The organism is Chroogloeocystis siderophila 5.2 s.c.1 (genome assembly GCF_001904655.1).
GTDB classification, from domain to species: domain Bacteria; phylum Cyanobacteriota; class Cyanobacteriia; order Cyanobacteriales; family Chroococcidiopsidaceae; genus Chroogloeocystis; species Chroogloeocystis siderophila.
Map to the genome: position 1 here is coordinate 152,790 of NZ_MRCC01000003.1, position 24,650 is coordinate 177,439.

Genomic DNA, 24,650 nt, shown 5'->3' on the forward strand with positions numbered 1-24,650 from the left:
AGTGAATTTTAGCTGGGACTAACTTTTCAGATTCTACACTAAGCGATCGCCCCTCTGACTTTGCGACTTAACGGAATACACATCGGCGTTCCCGCAACCGGATCAACAATAATCCGCGAATCTAATCCAAACACCTCACGTACAACTTCCTCCGTCATCACCTCTTTAGGAGTTCCATGCGCGTAAATTCCTCCCTCTTTCAGCGCCACTAAATAATCTGTATAGCGACAAGCTTGATTGAGATCGTGCAACACCATCACCAAAGTTCGACCTTGTGTATGATTTAACTCTTGTAACAAATCTAAGACCTCGATTTGGTGCGCCAAATCTAAAAAAGTCGTCGGTTCGTCTAACAGCAAAATTTCCGTATCCTGGGCTAGCGCCATCGCAATCCAGGCGCGTTGTCGTTGTCCACCCGACAACGTATCGAGTTCGCGTTCAGCAAATTGGGTCATTCCTGTTATATTTAGCGCCAACTCTACCATCCGCTCATCTTCTGGCGACCACTGCTGCAACCAACTTTGATAAGGATACCGCCCGCAAGCTACTAAATCTCTCACAGTTAAGCCTTCTGGCGCAATGGGCGATTGCGAAAGAATACCTAATTGCTTAGCAACCTCTTTGGTAGATAACTTAAACACATCCGCTGCATCGAGATATACAGCCCCTGATTTTGGTTTGAGTAATCTTGCTAAACCGCGTAAGAGTGTCGATTTACCACAACCATTCGCACCCACTAAAGCGGTCATTTTTCCCTTAGGGATTGCCAAATCTAAGTTTTTAATAATTGTTGCTCTGTCATAAGCAAGCGTGAGGCGGCGGGTTGCGAGTCGATTTGATGAGGAAGCTTTTGAAGTCATTTTTTGCAGTTTTGCACCAACAAAGCGTTGTAGTAGTACAGATAACTAACTACAAACAATTATCAAGTTCGTAAGTTAATCAATCACAATATTGGTCACTTCAACGATACAGACGCTAATGTTTTTTTGTACCATTGTCATGCAAGATAACCACTAAGAATTACTTTATACTTATTGCTAGTTATTATCAAGTTTTCTGCAAGGCGATCACTCAACGGATAACATCTGCGATAGGCTCCACTAAATTTGCAAATTTTCAGTACCATAAGTAACGCATCCAGGCAAAATATTAAGATGCTGTGAGCTAAAGAGCGTGGTTTTATGTCATTTGCAAAAAAATCTCTCCAGCAATCGCCGTGGTTTTGGCTAGGAATGTTAGCAATATTTCTGGTTTCGCTTGGGCTACGGTTTTGGCAACTAAGTCGGTTTAACACCTTAGTCTTTGATGAAGTTTACTACGCTATTTTCGCCAACAACTATCTAACTCGCACTCCCTTTTTTGATGGACATCCACCTTTAAGCAAATACATTATTGCGATCGGAATGTGGATTGGCAGTCATCTTCCCATTGGACAAGATACGGTGAATAGCTTCACAGGTTCGTTGCGGTCTACGTGGAGTTATCGCTGGTTAAACGCGCTTACAGGTTCTTTCATCCCTCTTGTCATTGCTGGGATCGCTTACCAATTAAGCTACAATCGCACCTATGCTTTAATTGCGGCTTTGTTCGCTGCTGCTGATGGCTTATTTTTAGTCGAGTCGCGCTATGCGTTGAACAACGTTTATTTAGTAATTTTTGGGCTATTAGGACAGTTGTGTTTCTTACTCGCCTTACAGCATAAAAGACAACGCGCGATTTGGCTCGCACTTGCTGGAATTGCTTTCGGCGCAACCATATCAGTCAAGTGGAATGGTTTATGGTTTTTACTAGGAGCTTATGCTATTTGGGCAGCAGCGTGGTTAAATCGGCTATTCCCGCAACATTATAGTCATCACAATGAGTTTATCCAAACAACGCCTTTAGTTAACCTCAGACAAGTCAATCTTTGGCAAGTTGTATTCTATCTAGGTATTATTCCCGTTGCTTTTTATAGCATTCAATGGGTTCCTCACTTGCAACTAAATCCATCTCCGAACTTTTGGGAAGTACAGCAAAAAATATTGACTTATCATCAAAACATTGGTAGCGGTGCGGATGTCCATCCTTATTGTTCTTCTTGGTTCAGTTGGCTGTTCATGATTAGACCCGTAGCCTACTTTTACTACATTGCACAGTCTACAACCGCACCCATATCAATTGTAGGACCACCGCTGCCTGTTAATTACGCTCGTGTAATTTATGACGTTCACGCGATCGGAAATCCCGTTTTATGGTGGCTGTCAACGGTGGGAATTGTCACTTTGTTTTGGAGACTATTAAGGCGTTTAATCACTTGGGTCACTAACACCAAAAAACGTTTATCTTATCGTGCATCAGTTACAGATACTTGGATTGCGCTGTACTTGGTACTAAACTGGTTAGCAAATCTATTACCTTGGGTAAGAGTCACCCGCTGTACATTTATTTATCACTACATGGGGGCTTCAGTCTTTGCGGGACTGGCGATCGCCTGGTTAGTGACTCGTTGGCTACAAAGTTACTCTTTGCTTTTGCGAGGAATCGCGGTGACAATCATTTTCTTGATTTTGGCAGCATTTATCTTTTGGATGCCAATTTATCTTGGTTTACCCTTAACCCCAGAAAGTTATCGATTGCGAATGTGGCTACCTACATGGATCTAAGTGTCAAGATCTATGATTTATACCATTTCACCAAATAAAAACAACAAATCTTTCTCCTCTGCTTTTGAAGCTGCCTATTTGTAGTAAATTCAAAGTGACATGGTGTTACTCACCCCTAATAAACACCGCCCGATACACAGGTTCTCCGCGTGACACGGTTGATTTTTCTCTTTCTGTTTGGATTGGTAAAGGATTTTCAGCCAACCATTGCCTTGTCTGGCGATGAAAAGCGGGATGTGCCGCAAAGCGATCGCACATTTCTTCAGCGATTGATTTAATATCCGATTGCAGAAAGACAATACCACCCGCAACTAGGTGTTCTGCTAACTCTGCGACTAACTCTGGTTGCACGACGCGCCGTTTAGCATGACGATTTTTAAACCAAGGATCAGGAAATTGAATTGTGACTCGTTGTAGTATGTTAGGAGCTAAATTACTCAAAAGCGGTGCTAGCGAATTATTGACATTACAAAACAAGTAATGTAAGTTACATAGTCCTAATTCGTCGCGCAAATGATTTGCTTCGACAACAAGCGGTTCGCGAATTTCTAACCCTAAGAAATTCCAATGTGGCTCACTTGTTGCCATTTCTAATAGAAATCGCCCCTTACCGCAACCAATATCTAGGTGCAACGGTTGAGTTGCATTTGCATATACTTTTTCCCAATTTAAAGGCTGAATGGGTGTTTGATACTTCTGCGATAATGGGTTGACGTGTTGACGTACGCGGACTGGTGCCAATGTTTACCCTCCAGATAATTTGAGTTGTGAGTTGTAAGTTTTGTTAGCTACCGCAATGCGTTAGCACATTTTGAGTTAAAAGAATTTGGTCAACAACCTCGCTCTTTACCCCTACCCGATCTGGATGTGATGCATAATGAGGCTTATTTATATAATTAACAGCGATAACAAACTTGCGTCATGAGCTTAAATTTTCGCTTTGCCGTAGTTAGCGACTTACACATCGCCCTTCCTCACACTGTCTGGAGTCATCCTAGTCGATTTCATATGGTGGAAGTGAGCATTCCTGCATTAGAGCTTGTTTTTGCGCATTTAGAACAACAACAACTCGATTTTATGTTACTACCTGGCGACTTAACCCAGGATGGTGAACCAGACAATCATGCGTGGTTGCAACAGCGTTTAGCACAGTTACCTTTTCCAGTTTATGTTATTCCAGGCAATCACGATTTTGAAACAGCGATTCCAGGCAAAGAAGCGATCGCTGCTAGCGATTTTCCCCAGTATTATCGCAAGTTTGGCTATGAAAATTCGCAGCAACTTTACTACACTTGTCAAGTGTTACCTGGTTTAAGACTCATTAGTTTAAATTCCAACTATTTTAATGCACAAGGACAACTCATCGGGCGCGTCGATGATCAGCAAATGAATTGGTTACAGCAAGTTCTCGCGCAAACTACAGAAGACGTTGTGTTGGTCATGGTACATCATAATGTCATCGAACACATACCGCATCAATCACGCCATCAACTCGGTCGGCGGTATATGTTAGAAAATGCACCGGATTTGTTGCAGCTACTCCAAGAATTTAACGTACAGTTAATTTTTACTGGACATTTGCACGTTCAGGATGTCGCGCAGTGGCAGAATATCTACGAAATTACCACAGGTTCGCTCGTCAGCTATCCTCATCCTTATCGGATTTTGCAGTTTCATCAAGACGATGGGGGTCAAAATTGGTTAAAAATCGAGTCGCATCGTGTCGAAGCTGTACCCGATGTTCCCGAATTGCAAGAAATGTCGCGTCAATGGATTGGCGATCGCAGTTTTCCCTTTATGATCAAGCTATTGACTCAGCCGCCTTTGAACTTACCGCAAGTTGAAGCTGAAAAACTTGCGCCTCATCTCCGCTATTTTTGGGCAGACATTGCAGCAGGAGATGCGCTATTTGAATTTCCTAATTTTCCTATAACTGCACAACGCTACTTTGCAGAATTTGGCGCGATTTCTCCTGAAGGCAAACCACTATTAATTGATAACAATACAACACTAAAACTTTGATGAGTAAACATATGTGGTGATACGCAGTGACATTAGGAGTAATTCTGTTTACTACTGACTTGTTTGAGCCGAGAATGTTATAAACCTAACTATCTGTAGCAGTCCTAAATCATTTGTGAAAACCTCTCGCTATCTCTTTCTTCTGCGCTCTCTGCGTCTGGAGTGGTTCGTTAAAATATATTGTTCACAAATCAAATAGAAGTGCTATCTTTATAACACGAGCTAAGTTAGGAGTGTGTTCCTAAGTAGTGTGCCGCTACAAATTTTCTGTTACATATGAGGTTCTAAGCAAGAACAAATCGGTGTCGCAGAAGCAGGAATAGATAATAGCACTAAATGTAATGAACTTCCTGCATGAGTGCTTGACGAACAGATTCGCAGCTAAATAAAAGAAAATCTACCGCTGTGAACTTATTGATAAAAGTTATAACTTAAGTGTACGAAGGTACACTTTGCTTGAGTAGCTTCTGACTTCAAACAGAGAGCGTTTGTGATTTATGCAGAAAGTCTAGCGTAGAGATTATCCAATTGCGTTATATTAAGTAATATAAAGATGTTTTCATAAATTACTATGCTGTTTGGATTAGGCAAGAAATTAACCATACCCAAGCCCGAAGAAGCTTTACCAGGGCGCGCCGAAAAGATGCCCGTTCCCGAACGTCACTATGTTAATGGCAATCCTTTGCAGCCTCCCTATCCTGAGGGCATGGAAGTTGCAATGTTTGGTATGGGTTGCTTCTGGGGTGCAGAGCGCAAATTCTGGCAGCAACACGGAGTTTTTGTCACAGCAGTAGGTTATGCGGGTGGCATCACACCCAATCCTACTTATCAAGAAGTGTGTAGCGGCATGACAGGACACAACGAAGTCGTGCGCGTTGTATTTGACCCTAAAGTGGTTGGTTACGAGCAACTATTGAAAATCTTTTGGGAAAACCACGATCCCACGCAAGGAATGCGTCAAGGAAATGATGTCGGTACGCAATACCGTTCTGGGATTTATGTCTACTCTGAAGTACAAAAAAAATTAGCCGAGGCGTCTAAAGCAGCTTATCAACAAGCATTGAGTGCTGCGGGCTATAAAGCAATTACGACAGAAATTCTGGAAGCTCCAGAGTTTTATTTTGCTGAAGGGTATCATCAACAGTATTTAGCGAAGAACCCAAATGGCTATTGTGGCTTAGGTGGAACTAACGTCGCTTGCCCCGTCGGAGTCAACATCTAAATTTGTCTTTGAAAATATTGTTCAAAACCCAATAATACCGTTTCACTTTAAAGTTGCGACACTTGGGCAGCAGAAGGCGCAAACAAAGCGGAGCTATACAGAAGCAACTATTTGTATTTCTTATCTAAAGTGAAATGGCATAACTCTTTATTCCTCGTTAGCCTTAGTTGTCTAGCCAGGGCTTTTTAGGTTCAAAATCAGTCGTCAAGTGAGTAATATTAGCAGTGGCTAAAGAGCTTGAAAGCAAGTCAGATAGCATCTTTACGAACACAGTAGCAGTAAGTTAACATCAACAGAGTAATAAGATTAAGTGATCCAAAATTCCTAGTCTTTGGTAAGCAAGCTACTTGACAATTTGGTGTGTCTTCTGGAGGTATTTTGGCTGCTGTTCCTTTGCCGCATAATGAATCAGAGCGTCTAGAAGCACTACGTCGCTACAACATCCTTGACACGCCTCCCGAAGAATCATTTGACCGTATTACAGCTTTGGCAGCACGCTTGTTTAATGTGCCTGTTGCGCTAGTTTCCTTCGTTGATGAATTTCGGGCTTGGTTCAAATCTGCGCATGGGTTTGATTCGCGGCAGATTCCTCGCCAAGACACTATCTGTAGTATTGCTATTTTGTCAGATGATGTTTTCGTCGTTTTAGATACTCGTGAAGATCCGCAATTTGCGTGTAAGGACTTTTCATTACGCGAACCAGGAATTCGTTTTTATGCGGGTGCGCCGCTGATCACGAGTGATGGCTTTAATTTAGGTACGATTTGCTTGGTAGATAGTCGACCGCATCAAGATTTTAGTTTACAACAGCGAGCAACACTTGCTGACCTAGCAGCGATCGTCGTTGATGAATTAGAGTTGCGGTTTGCTGCCTATAAAATCTCTCAGTTGGACGCTGCACTATTAAAAATTACTGAGGCAGTATCAGCGGCAACAGGGGATGCATTTTTTACGTCGCTGGTTACACACCTCACCCAAGCACTCGGCGTAGAATATGCATTTATTGGCGAATTAGTCGAGCCAGAAAAAGAGAACATCAGAACGATCGCACTCTATGCTCAAGAACGAATTAGCGAAAATATCGAGCATTCTTTGCTCAACACGCCTTGTCAACACGTTATTCAGCAAAAAAAGCCCTGCTGTTATCCGCGTAATATTCAAGCAGAGTTTCCGGAAAATTATTTACTCGCACAGATGGGAGTAGACAGCTATCTAGCAACTCCACTGTTAAATTCGACTGGTAAGGTGCTGGGATTGCTGGCGATTATGGCTTGCAAACCGCTAGAAAATATTTATCTCGCAGAACTGCTTTTAACAGTCTTTGCAACGCGTGCAACCGCAGAATTAGAGCGTAAACAAGCAGAAGAAGAACGCCTTAAGCTACTCAACCGCGAACGGCATTACACGCAACAGTTACATGGGTTAACCGAGGCAGCACTTGCGATTAACTCTGCGCTTTCGGTAGAAGAAGTACTACAAGTGATCACCGAACAGGCGCGGGCGATTATTGGCGCGCACCAGTCGGTTACGAGTATGACAGTTAATCAAAACTGGGCGCAGGCGATTAACGCGGTCTCCCTTTCTGACAAGTATGCGCAGTGGCGAAGCTACAGTCAAAAACCCGATGGTTCAGGAATTTATGCGTGTGTTTGTCATCTCAATCGCCCGATGCGAATGACGCAAGCTGAACTAGAAGCGCATCGGCGCTGGCGAGGATTTGGGATACACGCGGCGGAACATCCACCAATGCGGGGTTGGCTAGCAGCACCAATGACAGGACGCGATGGACGTAATATTGGGTTAATTCAGTTATCTGATAAGTATGTTGGCGAGTTTACGCAAGAAGACGAAGCGATTATTGTGCAATTAGCACAGATGGCGTCGGTAGCTGTCGAAAATGCTAGATTGTACGCAGCCGAACAACAAGCACGTACGCAAGCAGAAACCGCGAATCGGCTCAAAGATGAATTTCTTGCCGTACTTTCTCACGAATTGCGATCGCCACTTAATCCGATTTTGGGTTGGTCAAAGCTACTTTTAACGCATAATTTTGATGCGACAAAAACTCAGTACGCGCTAGAAACAATTGAACGCAATGCCAAGTTACAGTCGCAACTGATCGAAGACTTACTCGATGTCTCACGAATTCTACGCGCTAAGCTTAGTCTCAATGTAGCTCCCGTAGACCTGGCTACGGTGATTACCGCCGCGATGGAAACAGTGCGCCTAGCAGCGGAGGTCAAAGCAATCAAGCTCATCACCAATTTTGAACCAGTAGGGCAAGTCTTAGGAGATGCTAACCGCTTGCAGCAAGTTGTTTGGAATCTACTCTCTAATGCGGTTAAGTTTACTGCGGCTGGCGGTCAAGTTGAGATTGCACTCAACAGTAGTGATCGCCAAGCACAAATTCGCGTCATTGATACAGGTAAAGGTATTGAGTCTGAATTCTTACCTTTTGTCTTTGACTATTTTCGGCAAGCTGATAGTACGACGACACGCTCTTTTGGCGGGTTAGGGCTGGGACTCGCAATTGTACGTCACTTGGTAGAATTACACGGTGGTAGTGTTCAAGCCAAAAGCCCTGGAATAGGGCAAGGCGCAACTTTTACGGTACTCCTGCCTTTAGTCACTGCAACACCACCAGCGAACCAAGAAAATTTGGTAGTTGACGATGTACCGACGCTGCAAGGAATTAAGGTACTTGTTGTAGATGACGAAGCAGATACCCGCGATTTGATTGTGTTTATCCTCGAAGAGTATGGCGCTAGCGTACGCGCTGTTACGTCTGCAAAACAAGTGATTGAGGTGTTTACGCGCGGCGATCGCGCCGATATTCTTCTTAGTGATATCGGGATGCCCGAAATGGATGGTTATACATTAATGCGGACACTGCGATCGCTTCCTCAAAATCAAAGCGGCGATATTCCCGCGATCGCACTCACCGCCTACGCAGGCGAAACGAACCACCAACAAATCCTCGCGGCTGGCTTTCAAAAACACCTTGCTAAACCTGTCGACCCAGCCGAGTTAGTTAAAGCGATCGCCCAATTTGTGATGACTACTAATTAACCCCACAATCGCCGTCTTTCGCGTCCGTTGAGTCTACTATGAGTATCTTGGAGTAATGTCGGAATATCAAGCTGTTGTGGACAACGCGGCAGACAATCACCGCATTCGGTACAACGGTTTGCTTTCATTCCAGGAAACCAGTGTCCAGCATTTTCAAACATTCCATAACGATATTTGCCGTATTCAGTCATATCGTAAGCTACAGCAAGATTTCGCAATCGCAGAACTTCGGGAATATTAATCTTCTCAGGACAAGGTAAACACGCGTTGCATTGGCTACAGCGATCGCTTCCTAGCGTATTTTCTTGAGTTGTTTCTAAACACTGCATTACAGCAATTTCTTGCGGTGTTAAAGGTTCCGTGCGATCGCTTATACTGAGTGGTACTACAAGTTCTGTTGCGTTTGCGGCTCCAACACTCAGCGTTGTGATGCGCGGATCGCTGAGTAAAAACCGATAGTTTAACTCTAGTGGGGAAAAAGGTTGACACAACGCTTGTAATTTTGGCGGTGGTGTGTAAAGAAGTCCACCTTTATCAGCGGGTGAGATAATGAAAACTCCCATATCCTTTTGCGCTGCGAGTGCGATCGCTGCGACATTACGCTGAAAAAAATAGTAATAATGCAGATTGACAAATTCAAATAAATCTGTATTTATCGCTGCTAAGATAATTTCCAGTGGCGCATGGGTAGAAAAACCCAGATGACGGACTCTGCCATCTGCAACAGCTTGTTGAACTGCTTGCATATAGCCAGGCTGCTGAATGAGGTCAAGATGCTCCCAAGTGTTGATACCATGAATGGCCAAACAATCTAAATAATCTAATCCCAAGCGCGTGAGCGATTCATCAATACATCGCTGCATATTATCCGCATCAAGTGTAGGGGCGATTTTAGTTGTAATGTGCAGTTGCGATCGCGTTTTTGGTAATCCGGCTTTGATTGCTGCCCCTAGATACTGTTCGCTTTTGCCATAGCCTCTAGCAGTTTCTAGATGATTCACGCCTTGTAAGACAGCTTGGTACACTGTTTGCCGTGCATTTTCCTCCGAAGCCAGATAGCGCATCGTTCCCAAGGAGAACACGGATAAAAGGAGATTAGTTTTCCCGAAGCGGCGGTAGCGCATTGTCATAGGGGTGAGAGGTGAAGGGTGAGAGGTAAGGGGTGAGGAATGAGGGGTGAGGGGTGAGAGAACATCATATGTATTTTTCCTCTGCTTCCTCTGCTTCCTCTGCTTCCTCTGCTTCCTCTGCTTTCTTCTAGCTTTCGCCCATAAAGCCTCCTCCCTTGATTAAATCCTCTGGGCGGAGATTGGCAAGAAATTCACGAAATGCTTGCTGTTCGGCTTCATCCGCGTCGCGATCGACCGGAATCGAGGCATCAGCTACAACTTCTTCCATCACCCAAATCGGGCTATTGGTACGCAGCGCGATCGCGATCGCATCACTTGGACGGGCGTCGATTTCTTTTTTGACTTCTCCTTGGCTAACGGTGAGTAGCGCATAAAAGGTACCGTCTTGGATCGCATTAATTACAATCCGCTCTAAAGTCATGCCCCACGCTTCCAAGATATTGGCAATTAAATCGTGCGTTAGAGGACGCGGAGGCTTTTGATTTTCCAAAGCACCAATAATTGCCTTTGCCTGATCTTGGTTGATATAAATGGGTAAAGCGCGTCGCTCTTGACCATCTTTCAAAAGCACTATTGGGCTGCGGTTTACGGCATCTATTGCAATGCCAGCGACTCTCATTTCAATCATTGGCGTAGCCTCTAGAATCCTTTGTCATAGCAGTCAGAAGGAAACACATAAATTTCTATATACTTCTATTTTTGGCTGTCACAGAACTAATTGCCCTACTTACGCAAAAATTAGGTAGCAATACTCTGCTAAGTCATTCCAGCATAGACAAATTAAAATGTACTTATCCCAAGTATGCCCTGATCTTGATGTAGATAGATTAAACTAGCTTTGACTACATATAAGTTAGATAAAAGTAAGAAAACACGCCTTCTCCGGTCAGGTCATTCCTCTACTTATCTCATAAGTTGTAAGCTTTTAGACTTAATTTATACTGATATTCACAACAGAAATGCGATGTTTACAGGGTTAATTCAAGCATTGGGAACGATGCGATCACTAGGGGGCGATCGCTGGCAAATTAATTGTCATCACAGTAGTGACGCTATTCTACAGGATCTTGCCACGGGTGATAGCGTTGCGGTTGATGGTGTTTGTTTGACGGTTACAGAGGTATTACCGCAAGGTTTTGTCGCCACCGCATCGCCAGAAACACTGCGACGCACAACTTTAGGACAACATCCTGATCGCGTTGTTAATCTCGAAGCCGCGCTAAGAGTTGGCAGCAAACTCGGCGGTCATTTTGTCATGGGTCACGTCGATGGTGTAGGCTATTTGCAAAGCGCTGAGCAAACGGCGACGTCGTGGGAAATGACCTTTAGTGCACCCGATGCGATCGCGCGTTATATTGTTCCGAAAGGGAGTATCGCCGTTAACGGTGTCAGCTTGACTATTGCCGATTGGCATCCAGCGATGAATTCATTTAAAGTTGCGGTGATTCCACTATCTTATGCTGAAACAAACTTACAGTATCTCCGCCCTGGCGATGGAGTTAATTTGGAAGGAGATATTTTAGGCAAATACGTCGAGAAGCTAATTCAATCGGGTACTCATTATCAAGTTGCTGATTCGGTGGTTGATAGTGTCACCCCTGCGTTTTTAGTAGAAAATGGGTATCTGTAGGTTAGGTAACAGGTAATAAGTAATAGATTCTTTTTACCAATTGCCAACATAGTTTCTGTCTGCGGCACACTAGAGAAAATGAGCATCACCATCTAACCTATGCAGACGCTGGAAAAAACCCATCCCAAACTACAAGAACTAAAAACCCGTCTGAGTGAAATCAACGACATCGAGTCAGCCGCATCACTGCTTTACTGGGATCAAGCAACGTATATGCCCCCAGGCGGTGCAGCCGCGCGGGGACGCCAACTCGCAACGTTACGACACATCGCGCATACAAAATTTACCGATCCAGCCATTGGACAACTTTTAGAAGATTTAAGTTCGTACGAAACGAGTTTACCGCCTGATTCGGATGAAGCAAGCTTGATTCGCGTGACACGCCGCGATTACGAACGCGCCGTCAAAATTCCTGCTGACTTTACTGCGAGATTTTCGCAACATTCAACTGAAACGTATGAAGTGTGGGCAAAAGCGCGGAGTGCGAATGATTTTGCTGCGGTTCAACCGTATCTCGAAAAAACACTCGAACTCAGTCGCGAACTTGCGAATTTCTTTCCTGGTTACGAGCATATAGCCGATCCATTGATTGCGGAAGCTGATTATGGTATGAAAGCCACCAGCGTTAGGGAACTATTTGCCGAATTACGCCAGCAACTTGTACCGATTGTGGAAGCGATTTCTGCACAGCCTGTCATTGATGCTTCGTGTTTGCATCAGCATTTTCCTGAAGCCGAACAAATCGCGTTTAGCTTGAAGGTAATTGAAAAACTTGGTTACGACTTTCAGCGGGGACGACAAGATAAAACGTTGCATCCGTTTATGACGAAGTTCTCGACGGGTGATGTGCGGATTACGACGCGGATTCGCGAAAATGATTTGAACGAAGGGCTATTTAGTACAATTCATGAAACAGGTCATGCTTTGTACGAGCAAGGTGTGAATCGTGATTTTGAAGCAACGCCGCTAGCGGGTGGAACTTCTTCAGGCGTTCACGAAAGTCAATCGCGGTTGTGGGAAAACATGGTAGGGCGTAGTCGTCCTTTCTGGAAGTTTTTCTATCCACAATTACAAGCGCAGTTTCCGCAACAACTAGGTGATGTTGCTTTAGAGACATTTTATCGGGCGATTAATAAAGTTGAGCGATCGCTGATTCGCACCGATGCGGATGAAGTCACCTACAACCTGCACGTGATGATTCGCTTTGACTTGGAATTGCAACTTCTTGAAGGAACTTTAGCTGTTCGCGATTTGCCGCAAGCTTGGAATGAACGCTATCGTAGTGATTTGGGTATCGTACCACCGAATGATGCTCATGGCGTTTTACAAGATGTCCATTGGTATGGTGGCATGATCGGGGGAATGTTCCAAGGTTATACGCTAGGGAACTTGATGAGTGCGCAGTTTTTCCAAGCCGCCTTACAAGCGCATCCACATATCTCTACGGAAATCGAGCAAGGTAATTTTGATACATTACATAATTGGTTGAAAACAAATATTTATCAGCATGGACGTAAGTATACTGCTGCTGAAATTGTAGAACTGGCAACAGGAAAAGCTTTGAGTATTGAGCCATTCATTGCTTACATCCGCCGAAAATTCGGTGAATTGTACTCTTTGTAACAAGTGTTTCCGTACGAATTACACTACAGTGGAACATAGGCGAGATGATGCAAAGTTTCGCCTATTTTTTAGTTGAGGTAATACTGAAAATAAAGGTAACTTATTTTACTGGATAACAGCAAGCGCCGTTAAACTATTTCCATCCAACGATGAGTTGCTGAAATCAAAGTTAGCGAAACATTTGTACTAATAAGAAGTCAATCTGATTGTGGTGTTGTAGACAGTAGGTGTCGCATTATTTTTTTTGATTTGAAATGAGTCATCGGCTGAAAATTCTGCCGTTTAGTTGCTATAAAGGTAATGTTTCAATGTAGGGAGTGCTCATGTCGGAGTTAATCCAGGCTGTCATTAATAGTGAAGAGAAAAGCGATCTACGCTCGTTTGTTAGTGAAATTCGTCATCAAGAAAAGCGTTATTTATTGCGTAACGATATTTTGAGTGCTTATGCAGATTATTGTGATAAGCATCAAAAATCAGAAGATTTTATTCAGTCCTCTAATTTAAGTAAGCTGATCTATTATACACAGGAAATTTTACAAGAAGATGGCAACCTGTGTTTAATTATTCGCCCAAAAATTGCCAGTCAAGAAGTTTATCGGTTAACTGAAGATCTCAATGCCGAAGAATTGAGCGTGCAAGAACTTTTAGATGTACGCGATCGCTTTGTCAACCGCTATCATCCTAACGAAGGTGATATTTTAGAACTAGATTTTCAACCATTTTACGATTACTCTCCTGCGATTCGCGATCCCAAAAATATTGGTAAAGGCGTACAATATCTTAACCGCTACCTATCAAGTAAACTCTTCCAAGATCCACGGCAATGGTTAGAGAGTTTGTTTGATTTTCTGCGCTTGCATCAATACGAAGGTAGCCAACTGCTAATTAACGGACAAATTCAATCGCAGCAACGACTTTCAGACCAAATCAAAAAAGCGCTAACCTATGTCGGTAAATTAGATAGCGAAGAACCCTACGAAAAGTTTCGCTATGCACTACAATCGATGGGCTTTGAACCTGGTTGGGGAAATACTGCGGGTCGAGTCGCCGAAACGTTAGAAATTCTTGATGAACTCATCGACTCACCAGATCACCAAACACTGGAAGCGTTTATTTCGCGGATTCCAATGGTGTTTAAAATTGTATTGGTGTCTGCCCACGGTTGGTTTGGTCAAGAAGGAGTTTTAGGAAGACCGGACACGGGTGGTCAAGTTGTGTACGTCCTTGACCAAGCAAAAAGTTTAGAAAAACAATTACAAGAAGATACAACACTTGCGGGATTGGATGTCCTCAATGTTCAACCCAAAGTCATTATCCTTACGCGGTTGATTCCTAATAGCGATGGAACGCTGTGTAACCAACGCCTTGAAAAAGTCCATGGTACAGAAAATGCTTGGATTTTGCGCGTACCGTTGCGGGAATTTAATCCAAAAATGACGCAAAACTGGATTTCGCGTTTTGAGTTTTGGCCTTATCTAGAAACGTTTGCGATTGATTCGGAAAAAGAACTACGATCCGAGTTACGCGGTAATCCAGATTTGATTATTGGCAATTATACCGATGGCAATCTGGTGGCATTTTTACTCGCACGGCGGATGAAGGTAACGCAGTGCAATATTGCCCATGCGTTAGAAAAGTCGAAGTACTTGTTTAGTAACTTGTACTGGCAAGACTTAGAAGATAAATACCATTTTTCCTTGCAATTCACTGCTGATTTGATTGCGATGAATGCGGCAAATTTTATCATCAGCAGCACGTATCAAGAAATTGTGGGGACACCCGATAGTGTGGGACAGTACGAATCGTACAAGTGTTTCACAATGCCAGAGTTGTATCACGTTGTCAGTGGTATTGAGTTATTTAGTCCCAAATTCAACGTCGTACCGCCTGGAGTTAACGAGACATACTATTTCCCGTATTCGCGGTGGGAAGATCGTGTCGAAAGCGATCGCGCCCGTATAGAAGAGTTGCTATTTACCCAAGAAGACCCCAGCCAAATCTTTGGTAAACTCGACGATCCGACTAAGCGCCCAATTTTCTCAATGGCGCGTCTTGACCGTATTAAAAACTTGACGGGTCTAGCCGAATGCTTTGGTAAAAGTCCGGAATTACAAGAACATTGTAATTTAATCTTAGTTGCAGGTAAGTTACGCGTTGAAGAGTCAGGCGACAACGAAGAACGTGACGAAATAGAGAAGCTTTACCGCATCATTGATCAATACAATCTACATGGTAAGTTTCGCTGGTTAGGAGTGCGCCTGTCTAAAACTGATTCTGGCGAAATTTATCGCGTCATAGCCGATCGTCAAGGTATTTTTGTGCAACCAGCGTTATTTGAGGCGTTTGGTTTAACGATTCTTGAAGCAATGATTTCCGGATTACCAACGTTTGCAACGCAGTTTGGCGGTCCACTCGAGATTATTAATGACAAGGTAAATGGCTTCTACATCAACCCAACACATCTAGAAGAAACCGCCGAGAAAATTCTCGATTTTGTCACTAAATGCGAACAAAATCCTAACTATTGGTACGAGATTTCCACACGGGCGATGGATCGCGTTTACAGCACCTACACGTGGAAAATTCACACCACCAGGCTACTATCTTTAGCGCGAATCTATGGTTTTTGGAACTTTACTTCCAAGGAAAACCGCGAGGATTTGTTACGCTACCTTGAGGCACTATTCTACCTTATTTACAAGCCGAGAGCGCAACAGTTGCTAGAACAACATATGTATCGTTAAAGAGGAGTTAGGGGAGAGGAGCGAGTTATTGTTGAAATAGTCCTTCTTGCCCCCGCATTACTCTGTATTATTTAACCAATTCTATCGATGACTGGGTGGAAGTAGAAAGCAAGTCCTAGCACTGTATAAGTAGCGAGAAGTAATGTACCTTCTAGCCAGTTGGAACGACCGTCTGAACTGATAGAATTGGCGATGAGTACCGATACCGCAACAGCGACAAGTTCAAAAGGATTGAAGTCTAAATCCATTGGTTGACCAAAGAACCAACCAACTAATACTAAAACTGGAGCGACAAATAGCGCGATTTGTAAGCTTGATCCAACAGCGACAGACAGCGAAAGATCCATTTTGTTTTTCATCGCTACGGTAACAGCGGTAGCGTGTTCGGCGGCGTTACCGATGATCGGAACAAGAATGACTCCGGTAAAAAGTGCTGTCAATCCCAGTTGTGATGTGGCGACTTCGAGGGAATCAACTAAAAATTCTGACTCGACTGCAACTAATATGGTTGCGGCGAATAAAACACCAACCCACAACAATAAATTAGGCTTTGTGGTGTGTGCTTCGGCTTCGGTTTCTGCAACACCTACATCGTAAAGATACGAATGAGTTTTCATCGAGAATAGCAGTGTGAGTGCGTAGACTAGCATCAATACCACAGCAACTGCGATCGAAAGGTTTTGGATCGTAGCTTCGGTAATTCCGCTTGAGGTAATGTCAACGGTAGTTGGTACTAAAATCGCAATCACTGCTAGATTCATTGAGGCTGCGTTAACTCGCGCTACAACCGGCTGAAATTCTTGTTCTTTGTGGCGCAAGCCTCCGAGTAGCATTGCAAGCCCCATAACTAAAAGTAAGTTACCGATGATCGAACCGGTAATACTCGCTTTGACAACATCAACAAGACCTGATTTCAGCGCAATTAACGCAATAATAAGTTCGGTTGCATTCCCAAATGTCGCGTTGAGTAACCCTCCGAGAATTGGTCCTACCACGACAGCAATTTCTTCGGTAGCAGTCCCCATCCACGCAGCTAAAGGTAAAATCGCGAGTCCAGCTGTGATAAAAACTGCTAACTCACCCCACTCTAAAAAATGAGCAGCAAAGGAGATTGGGACAAATAGTAGCAGAACCGAAAATAGAATATTTTTAACTGACATTTCTAACTTTGAGCAAGGGTAATCGTTACAATCAATGCTTAATTGCTGTAACTCGACTCTAGGATACTCGTTTTGAGAGATCAGAAATCAGAGATCCAAGGTTAGAGAATTATTGAGAATTTTAGATGAAGTTGCTTTGTTAAGTTTTAGCTAAGATTTTTGTAACCAAAAATGAAGCTTTGTTTAGCAAGTCAAAGTCTAATTAGCAAAACATTAAGACAGTCTTAAATTCAGGCGATTTTTAGAGTTTAATGGTGATTGTAGAAGTTTGTTGCGGATTTAGACCTCTAGGGTGAGGCAGTACTCTCGTCTGGGTTAATAAAATATAACGATTGCTAAGGACAAAGTGAAACACCGCAACAATTGCCCAGGCTCTAAATTTATCTTTTTACCATCAATGCGGACTTGAGTACCGAATTTTGCTGTTGCAACACCAAGTTTGGCATTAGGTTTATATCCCTTCATATTGAGTTTGGATAGTATTATATGATTGCTTCTTCTCAAAGCTTAGGGGATCAAAGCGTTAAAGTATCTACTACGCACAATCCTCTTCAGACAGCTACAGGCGTTTACGTCACCGTCCACGGTCATTTCTATCAACCGCCACGGGAAAATCCTTATCTCGACGCGATTGAACGTCAACCAAGTGCTTCCCCATTCCACGATTGGAACGAACGTATTCACTATGAATGCTATCGTCCCAACGCTTTCGCTAGGGTGCTGAACGAACGAGGCGAGATTGTGGGGATCGTTAATAATTACGAGTATATGAGCTTTAACGTTGGACCAACGTTAATGTCTTGGTTGGAGCGTTATGATGTCGAGGTTTATCAACGAATTTTAGAAGCTGACCGTAAAAGTTGCGATCGCCTCAATGGTCACGGTAATGCGATCGCGCAAGTGTACAACCATATCATTATGCCGCTGGCGAATACGCGGGATAAATATACGCAAATTCGGTGGGGAAAAGAAGATTTTCGTTCGCGGTTTGGACGCGATCCCGAAGGAATGTGGTTAGCGGAAACGGCGGTAGACTACGCAACCTTAGAAGCATTAGTCGCAGAAGGCATTAAGTTTATCATTCTTGCACCTTCGCAGGCACAACGTTGTCGCACGATCCCCACAGAGGATCAGCCGGTGACGCAATGGCACGAAGTCGGTGGAAGTCAAATTGATCCGACTCGTCCTTATCGTTGTTACTTGAAAGGGTTTGGGGATCAGGGGTCGGAGATCAGGGAAATTAAGCCGGATACTCCTTATATTGATATCTTTTTCTATGATGGTCCCATTTCGCGGGATATGGGATTTAGTGATGTGCTATTTAATTCACAGCATCTTGCTGGACGAATTGGTTCAGCAGTCCGCGGGGATCATCGCCCAGCACAGTTAATTTCGGTGGCGACGGATGGAGAAACTTTTGGTCATCACAAAGGTGGAACGGAAAAAACGTTAGCGTATGCGTTCACAGAGGAGTTTCCCCGCCGCGAGTGGACGGTGACGAATTTTGCGCATTATCTGAGTCTCAATTCACCAACCTGGGAAGTTGAACTTAAACCTGTGACCGCGTGGAGTTGCGCGCATGGTGTTGATCGCTGGCAAGATGATTGTGGTTGCGGCGGTGAAGGTGGCGTTTGGCATCAAAAATGGCGGCGTCCTTTGCGTCAAGCCTTAGATTGGTTACGGGAGCAATTAATTAAGGTGTATGAGGAAGCTGGTAGACAGTTCTTCCGCGATCCCTGGGGTGCAAGAGACGAATATATTCAAGTGATCCGTGATCGCTCTCCGGCAAATATCAATCGTTTTCTATGTCGCCATCAAACACGGAAACTGAGCGCAGCGGAACAAATCGACGCTTTACGCTTATTAGAAATGCAGCGTCATACGTTGTTGATGTATACAAGTTGCGGTTGGTTTTTTGAAGAGATTTCGCGCCCAGAAGGAACGCAAATTTTGCGCTATGCGGCGCGAGCGTTGGAACTAGCTGGAGATGTCGCAGGCGTACAACTAGAAAAAGCGTTTATTAAGCGGCTGACGCAAGCACCGAGTAATGTTGACTTTTTTAAACACGGTGGTGAAGTTTATCGACACTTAGTCGTTTCTGCTCAAATTAGTTTTCAGCAAGTCGCCGCGCAGTACGCAATTACTTCGTTGTTCAATAATCATAAACTAGAACGCAGCCAAAATAATGGCTTCGTCCCTTCTTGCAATATTCGCTATTCTTCACAGCAGCACGTCTATTGCTACACCGCCCAACAACTAGATTATCAACTGCAACGCATGGGGGCGTTGACACTCGCTGTAGGACAATTGCGGCTGACTTCAGAGATTACTTGGGAAAGCGAACATTTGGTGTTTGCGGTGTTGCATTTAGGAGGCTGGGATTTTCATTGTTGCATTCAGCCTTTTAATGGACGTCGTGCTTATAGCCAGATGAAAGATAAATTGTTTGAAGCGTTGCAACAAGCAAGTGCGGCGCAGACGATTTTAGCAATGACGCAGATGTTCGGGGATCAGTCGTTCACTCTACAACATCTGTTTGCAGAAGAACGTCACAGAATTATGCGATTGTTAAGTCAGGAAACGCTGACGCGATTGGATCAGTTGTATACGCAGGTTTACAGAGATAATTATGGAGTCTTGATGGCATTTCATCGCGACGAATTAGCAGTACCGCAAGAATTGCAAGTCGCAGCAGAAATTGCGTTGGGAAATCGCTGTTTGAATACATTGCGATCGCTGTCTGATACCGTTGGAATACAAGATAGTAGTAATTACTTACTCGAACTGCAAGCTATTGCTACTGAAGCACAGCATTTGCGCTGTCGGTTGAATATTCCTGAAGGTAAGCAAATTTTAGAGCAACTGATTGTGCGATCGCTTTGGCAATTGTTGTACGATACGAATCCTGCAACAGTTGAAGTAGATGTCCAATACTTGGAACGCTTGATTGACACAGCCTATCAATTACAACTGGGTTGGTCGTTAGAACGGGCGCAAGAATTGTACTTTAGTTGTTTACATAGTCAGATTGTGCCTTTGTGTATAGATGCGCTGCAAGCACAAGGAGAAGATGAAAACTGCAATCAAGTACAATTCGGTTACTTGCGTCCATTACTCCAGTTAGGACAAAAGTTAGGGGTAGATGTGAGTGCTTGGTTGCATCAACTTGCCTAGGGTTGTCGTAAAAAGTAAGGGAGATAATGAGCTTGGATAAGTCTCCCTTTGCTTTTTTATGATTAGACATTTTTGGCGCGATCGCTGTGACAATAATAAGGGTAAAGCCACTCACATTTAACGATGCCTTTGCTGTATTTCTCTATCACAGTTCCAAAGTGAACTTGGGGAATAATATCAATACCAGCTTTTGATTTCATCTCATATAACTGTGGAAAGGCTGCAACGAGTAGCACAATGATAATTGCAATGCGTAAGAGCATTTGCAGGTGATTTTTCATGAGTGGTTGAGTTTTAATTTGGTTACTGAGGGCGACATCCATTATTCATAGAAAATAAAAAGCATTTCTTTGTATGCTTAACAAATAAGCCAGCGATCGCCTTGAAGATAATCAAGACTGAAGAAAATATTAAATCATATCTCTTCAAACTAGGGAAGTTTACTATATGCAACTTTCAGGAAAGGGAAGAAGCAATCCTGAAGTAATCATCAAAGGCTGAGAAGTAAACATATTGTAGTTAGTGATGCCTTAGGGTTAGGAGAAAACAGTGGCGTCAGGAATGATGATTGCAGGTAAATGGACAACTAACAGAAATAAATCAGATTCCAGTGGCAAGTTTAGTGAAATACCAACAACGTTTCGCGATCGCGTGACTGCTGATGGAAAAAGTAGGTTTAAGGCAGAAGCAGGACGCTATCACCTCTATGTTGCCTTGGGGTGTCCGTGGGCGCATCGCACCTTAATTATGCGAGAACTCAAAGGCTTAAACGATGCCATCTCAGTGTCTATTGTCGATCCAATTATGAGCGATCAAGGATGGCTGTTTAGTGACGCACCAGGAACAATTCCTGACTCGGTAAATCACGCTCAATATTTGCAAGAGATTTATATCAAAGCCGATCCCAAGTATACAGGAAGAGTTACAGTTCCGGTGTTGTGGGACAAGCAATCTTCAACAATCGTGAATAACGAGTCTCGCGAAATCATGCGGATTTTTGATGTAGAGTTCGCGCAATTCGCAACACAGAAAATAGACTTATACCCACGCAATCTACAGCAGCAAATTGATGAAATAATTGATGCAATTTATCTGCCAATTAATGCAGGAGTCTATCGGGCTGGTTTTGCAACTTCGCAAGCTGCTTATGAAGAGGCAGTCAGTGAACTTTTTGATAGTTTAAGTCTATGGGAAAATACTCTGAGCAAGCAGCGTTATTTATGTGGAAATCAACTTACAGAAGCTGATATTTGTCTGTTTGTAACGCTGTATCGTTTTGACTCAGTGTATTACGGTCACTTTAAATGCAATTTATGGCGAATTATCGACTATTCCAACCTCTGGAATTATCTCAAGGATTTATATCAACGTCCCGAATTCAAAGCGACGTGTAATCTAAACCATACCAAGCGCGGCTATTACGTGAGTATGACTGAGATTAATCCTAATCGAATTGTGCCCAAAGGACCCATTATAGATTTTGAAGCAGAGCACGATCGCGATCGCTTCGGTACTTAATGGCGATCGCACACTCATTAATACACTCCTTGGTGCTTTTGCCGGAGGACTGATAATTTTTATTTTTAAGGAACTATGGGAACATTAGTATTTGTAGCTTGAAAAAAGGCTTTCTTCTCAAACCCTAGAGTATTGGCAACTAAGACATTAGGAAAACTTTGAATTTGTTGATTATAAGCTTGTACTGCTTGGTTATACCGCATTCTTTCTACAGCTAGCCGATTTTCTGTACCTGTGAGTTCGTATTGCAGGTTAGTAAATAATTGACTTGATTGCAGTTGAGGATTGACAGTAGCATAATCGCGGAAACGGTCAATGGCTTGATTCACTTGTACTGTGGCTGCAACTTTTTCTTCAGGAGTCGTCGCTTGCAAATATGTTTGACGCGATCGCACTAATAAATTAACTAGTTCTTGTTCCTGTTTAGCATAAGCTTGAGTGACATTGACAAGGTTAGGAATTAAATCAGCACGACGTTGGAGTTGATTTTCGACTTGTGCCCAAGCTGCTTCTACTCTAGAGTAACTGCTAGAAATAGAATTGTAAGTCCAGATACTCCAGACACTCAAAGCAGCTACTACTCCAGTACCAGCAATGAGTAGTTTTTGACGCAGACGGGCTAAATGCTGTTGTTGCTGTTGTTGTTGTTTGTGTTTTGCTTGAACATCTAGAATAGCTTGTTGAATGAATTTGGCAGGAATATCAACTTCTTCGCCTGCGGCTACTAACTCTGAAGCTGAATAACTTTGAGTGTGATTAGCATAATTGCGTGCGGCTAACTCTAGCACTTCTGGAGCAATATTTTCAGGAATTCTTTTATCTGGATTATTCATAGATTTTACCAACTCCCACCAGCGCCACCACCACCACTACTACCACCACCAAAGCTACCACCACTACCACCAGAATCACTCCAAGAACCACTAGGAGGAGGCGGAGGCGGTGGAGGCGGTAAAGGAGGAATAATTTCTTCTTGCTGGCGATAGTAAGAACAACTATGACACTCATCAGTAATGAGTCGCATTCCAGAACTGTATTGAGTTGGCGCTCTCACAGTCTTCTCGTTACGAGTAATAGTTAATTCTTGACAGTGAGGACATTGCCGAAATTTGGAGGAACGAGACTCTTGGGCGATTAGGTGGAATCCATCACCAGTTTGCTTCTGACTGCAACTAAGACATTTCCACCCCTGAAACTTGACACTGCCGAGTTTTTGTGCTACCGATTCTGGTTTGCTTAAATAGGGTTGGATTGTGGAATGATCGACTTGTTGCATTGGTTGTTGGCAATCGGCGCAGAAAAAAGTGTAATTACCTTCACCTTTACGGGTACACCCTTCTGGTGTGATGAAGATTTTACGAGGACGACTGAAGTAAACCGCACTTCCTGCTGCTAGGGTTAATATTCCACCTCCTGTTAAAACTCCCCATAATCTCCAGTTATTATTATTTGGGGTTGTTTGGGTATTTGGAGGTATGACCTGATTTCCTGATGATGGTTCGGATTTGAGAACCACGATTAATGCTTGAGTTCCTGCTAGCGTACCGCCTGCAAAATCTCCTGATTTGAAGCGAGGGATAATTTGAGTATCGATGATATTGCCTACTTTGGCATCGGGTAATATTGCTTCTACACCATAACCCGTCTCAATTTCTACACGGCGATCGCCTACGGAAATCAAAAATAATACGCCATTATCTTGTCCTTGCTTACCAATTTCCCAATAATTGAATAATTCTGTAGCAAATGTTTTCGGTGATGTAGCAGGGCTTGTTTCTGGTACAGTCACTACTGCCATTTCCGTACCTTTTTCTGCTTCTAATTCAGAAATCATCTGGTTAATTTGGGCTTCAGTCTCGTCGCTAAGAATTCCTGCCATATCAGTTACCCAACCACCATATTCTTTGCGGGGATTTGGCACTTCTTTTACAGTTACAGCCCAACCAGCAATAGGAAAGAGAATGACAGAGAAGATACTCGCCCAAAAAATACGTTTCGGTTGAAGTAGATTAAACTTCATGGCTTTCGCCTCTAGTCAAAATGGTTTGGGGTTTACTTTAATGATAGTTGTGTTACTAAAGTGCTTTTAAAGGCAGAGAACACAGGGGAAATTGGAGATTATAGTGGCGCTGATATCGGGGATCAATGTGATGAGTTTTGCGCTGGTTGCAGTAACGACAGAGAGTTTGTAAGTTACTAATATCGTTTTTACCACCACGAGCAAGCGGAATGATGTGATCGATGGTGAGTGTCTCTATTGCAGTTTTACCACAACTTTGGCATTGCAGGCGATCGCGTTCAAACACATACTTCCTGACTGCTTGCGGAATGTGAATTCGTGGTGTTTTACTCATAAAAACTACTGCCCATTTTTTGGCATCATTTGACGAATATCATCTAATGGAGAATTGTCACTGTTGAGTGGTGATTCATTATTATCTTTCACTTCAAGTTCTTCTGGACAAAATTCCAGAGTAATTCTTACTTTTCCGCGCTGCCAACTTTTAGCACCTGGCTTTAGTAGTTTACAGTCTATTCCTTCCCCAAACCAATTAGCTTTTTCTTCTGTCCAAGTTGTTCCTGATTTGTCTTTTATCATCGGCATCATAGCTGAAATAAACTCATTAATTGTAAAAGTCCGGTTATTTACAAAAATTTGACTAGAGTATACAGATACAACATCTTCACGTTCTAAGCGATTGAATCCAGAAATCAT

Annotated in this window: 20 protein-coding genes; 9 read left to right on the forward strand and 11 right to left on the reverse strand. The window is 43.2% G+C overall.

Features of this window, described 5'->3' with window-relative positions:
- Window positions 1-38 precede the first annotated feature (38 nt).
- The gene (locus NIES1031_RS04110) at window positions 39-860 is read right to left on the reverse strand and encodes an ABC transporter ATP-binding protein (RefSeq protein WP_073548229.1); all 822 of its coding nucleotides are present in this window, start codon (window positions 858-860) and stop codon (window positions 39-41) included.
- A 321-nt stretch (window positions 861-1,181) separates the two neighbouring features.
- Between NIES1031_RS04110 and NIES1031_RS04115 the strand changes: the two genes are divergently transcribed.
- On the forward strand, window positions 1,182-2,642 hold the full coding sequence (locus tag NIES1031_RS04115) for a dolichyl-phosphate-mannose--protein mannosyltransferase (RefSeq protein WP_073548230.1): 1,461 nt from the start codon (window positions 1,182-1,184) through the stop codon (window positions 2,640-2,642).
- A 105-nt stretch (window positions 2,643-2,747) separates the two neighbouring features.
- On the opposite strand, the gene trmB is transcribed toward NIES1031_RS04115, so the two are convergent.
- Window positions 2,748-3,383, reverse strand: coding sequence for a tRNA (guanosine(46)-N7)-methyltransferase TrmB (gene trmB / locus NIES1031_RS04120; RefSeq protein WP_073548231.1), 636 nt, complete (start codon window positions 3,381-3,383; stop codon window positions 2,748-2,750).
- A 180-nt stretch (window positions 3,384-3,563) separates the two neighbouring features.
- On the opposite strand from trmB, the gene NIES1031_RS04125 reads away from it, so the two are divergent.
- From NIES1031_RS04125 to NIES1031_RS04135, 3 genes are all read left to right on the forward strand, one after another.
- Window positions 3,564-4,664 (forward strand): metallophosphoesterase family protein, encoded by a 1,101-nt coding sequence (locus tag NIES1031_RS04125; protein WP_073548232.1) that lies wholly within the window; start codon window positions 3,564-3,566, stop codon window positions 4,662-4,664.
- Between the two features lie 571 nt (window positions 4,665-5,235).
- Window positions 5,236-5,886: a peptide-methionine (S)-S-oxide reductase MsrA gene (msrA, locus tag NIES1031_RS04130; protein ID WP_073548233.1), complete on the forward strand. Its 651-nt coding sequence runs from the start codon at window positions 5,236-5,238 to the stop codon at window positions 5,884-5,886.
- A 360-nt stretch (window positions 5,887-6,246) separates the two neighbouring features.
- The gene (locus tag NIES1031_RS04135) at window positions 6,247-8,955 is read left to right on the forward strand and encodes a hybrid sensor histidine kinase/response regulator (protein WP_073548234.1); all 2,709 of its coding nucleotides are present in this window, start codon (window positions 6,247-6,249) and stop codon (window positions 8,953-8,955) included.
- On the opposite strand, the gene NIES1031_RS04140 is transcribed toward NIES1031_RS04135, so the two are convergent.
- Together NIES1031_RS04140 and NIES1031_RS04145 are read right to left on the reverse strand one after the other, a co-directional pair.
- Window positions 8,952-10,079 carry an aldo/keto reductase gene (locus NIES1031_RS04140; protein WP_073548393.1) on the reverse strand — a complete coding sequence of 376 codons (1,128 nt, stop codon included), beginning with the start codon at window positions 10,077-10,079 and terminating at the stop codon, window positions 8,952-8,954. The two genes, NIES1031_RS04135 and NIES1031_RS04140, sit on opposite strands and share 4 nt — an antisense overlap.
- A gap of 133 nt (window positions 10,080-10,212) precedes the next feature.
- Window positions 10,213-10,713, reverse strand: a complete 501-nt coding sequence (locus tag NIES1031_RS04145) for a bifunctional nuclease family protein (protein ID WP_015186883.1) — start codon at window positions 10,711-10,713, stop codon at window positions 10,213-10,215.
- A 336-nt stretch (window positions 10,714-11,049) separates the two neighbouring features.
- Here NIES1031_RS04145 and NIES1031_RS04150 point away from each other — a divergent pair, with 336 nt between their 5' ends.
- The 3 genes from NIES1031_RS04150 (at window position 11,050) to NIES1031_RS04160 (ending at window position 16,082) form a co-directional block, all read left to right on the forward strand.
- Entirely contained in the window at window positions 11,050-11,715 is a 666-nt protein-coding gene (locus tag NIES1031_RS04150; RefSeq protein ID WP_073548235.1) for a riboflavin synthase, read from the forward strand.
- 99 nt (window positions 11,716-11,814) lie between these two features.
- Window positions 11,815-13,338 carry a carboxypeptidase M32 gene (locus NIES1031_RS04155; protein WP_073548236.1) on the forward strand — a complete coding sequence of 508 codons (1,524 nt, stop codon included), beginning with the start codon at window positions 11,815-11,817 and terminating at the stop codon, window positions 13,336-13,338.
- A 323-nt stretch (window positions 13,339-13,661) separates the two neighbouring features.
- Window positions 13,662-16,082 (forward strand): sucrose synthase, encoded by a 2,421-nt coding sequence (locus tag NIES1031_RS04160; protein ID WP_073548237.1) that lies wholly within the window; start codon window positions 13,662-13,664, stop codon window positions 16,080-16,082.
- A gap of 71 nt (window positions 16,083-16,153) precedes the next feature.
- Here NIES1031_RS04160 and cax read toward each other — a convergent pair whose 3' ends face one another.
- Entirely contained in the window at window positions 16,154-17,242 is a 1,089-nt protein-coding gene (gene cax, locus NIES1031_RS04165; protein WP_073548238.1) for a calcium/proton exchanger, read from the reverse strand.
- A gap of 315 nt (window positions 17,243-17,557) precedes the next feature.
- Window positions 17,558-17,707 carry a hypothetical protein gene (locus NIES1031_RS24705; protein ID WP_218596658.1) on the reverse strand — a complete coding sequence of 50 codons (150 nt, stop codon included), beginning with the start codon at window positions 17,705-17,707 and terminating at the stop codon, window positions 17,558-17,560.
- Between the two features lie 21 nt (window positions 17,708-17,728).
- Here NIES1031_RS24705 and NIES1031_RS04170 point away from each other — a divergent pair, with 21 nt between their 5' ends.
- Window positions 17,729-20,416 carry a DUF3536 domain-containing protein gene (locus NIES1031_RS04170; protein ID WP_073548239.1) on the forward strand — a complete coding sequence of 896 codons (2,688 nt, stop codon included), beginning with the start codon at window positions 17,729-17,731 and terminating at the stop codon, window positions 20,414-20,416.
- Window positions 20,417-20,478: 62 nt separating this feature from the next.
- Here the strand turns inward: NIES1031_RS04170 and NIES1031_RS04175 are convergent, their stop codons facing one another.
- Window positions 20,479-20,697 (reverse strand): hypothetical protein, encoded by a 219-nt coding sequence (locus NIES1031_RS04175; protein WP_073548394.1) that lies wholly within the window; start codon window positions 20,695-20,697, stop codon window positions 20,479-20,481.
- Window positions 20,698-20,965: 268 nt separating this feature from the next.
- Between NIES1031_RS04175 and NIES1031_RS04180 the strand changes: the two genes are divergently transcribed.
- Window positions 20,966-21,934: a glutathione S-transferase family protein gene (locus NIES1031_RS04180; RefSeq protein WP_073548240.1), complete on the forward strand. Its 969-nt coding sequence runs from the start codon at window positions 20,966-20,968 to the stop codon at window positions 21,932-21,934.
- A gap of 65 nt (window positions 21,935-21,999) precedes the next feature.
- Here NIES1031_RS04180 and NIES1031_RS04185 read toward each other — a convergent pair whose 3' ends face one another.
- Genes NIES1031_RS04185 through NIES1031_RS04200 form a run of 4 tightly spaced genes read right to left on the reverse strand, consistent with a single transcriptional unit; the run spans window position 22,000 to window position 24,650 of the window.
- Window positions 22,000-22,767, reverse strand: coding sequence for a LemA family protein (locus NIES1031_RS04185; RefSeq protein ID WP_073548241.1), 768 nt, complete (start codon window positions 22,765-22,767; stop codon window positions 22,000-22,002).
- A 5-nt stretch (window positions 22,768-22,772) separates the two neighbouring features.
- A complete protein-coding gene (locus NIES1031_RS04190; RefSeq protein WP_073548242.1) occupies window positions 22,773-23,954 on the reverse strand; it encodes a TPM domain-containing protein in 1,182 nt (393 codons plus the stop codon).
- Window positions 23,955-24,009: 55 nt separating this feature from the next.
- Window positions 24,010-24,288, reverse strand: a complete 279-nt coding sequence (locus tag NIES1031_RS04195; RefSeq protein ID WP_073548243.1) for an HNH endonuclease — start codon at window positions 24,286-24,288, stop codon at window positions 24,010-24,012.
- A gap of 5 nt (window positions 24,289-24,293) precedes the next feature.
- The gene (locus NIES1031_RS04200) at window positions 24,294-24,650 is read right to left on the reverse strand and encodes a KGK domain-containing protein (RefSeq protein WP_073548244.1); all 357 of its coding nucleotides are present in this window, start codon (window positions 24,648-24,650) and stop codon (window positions 24,294-24,296) included.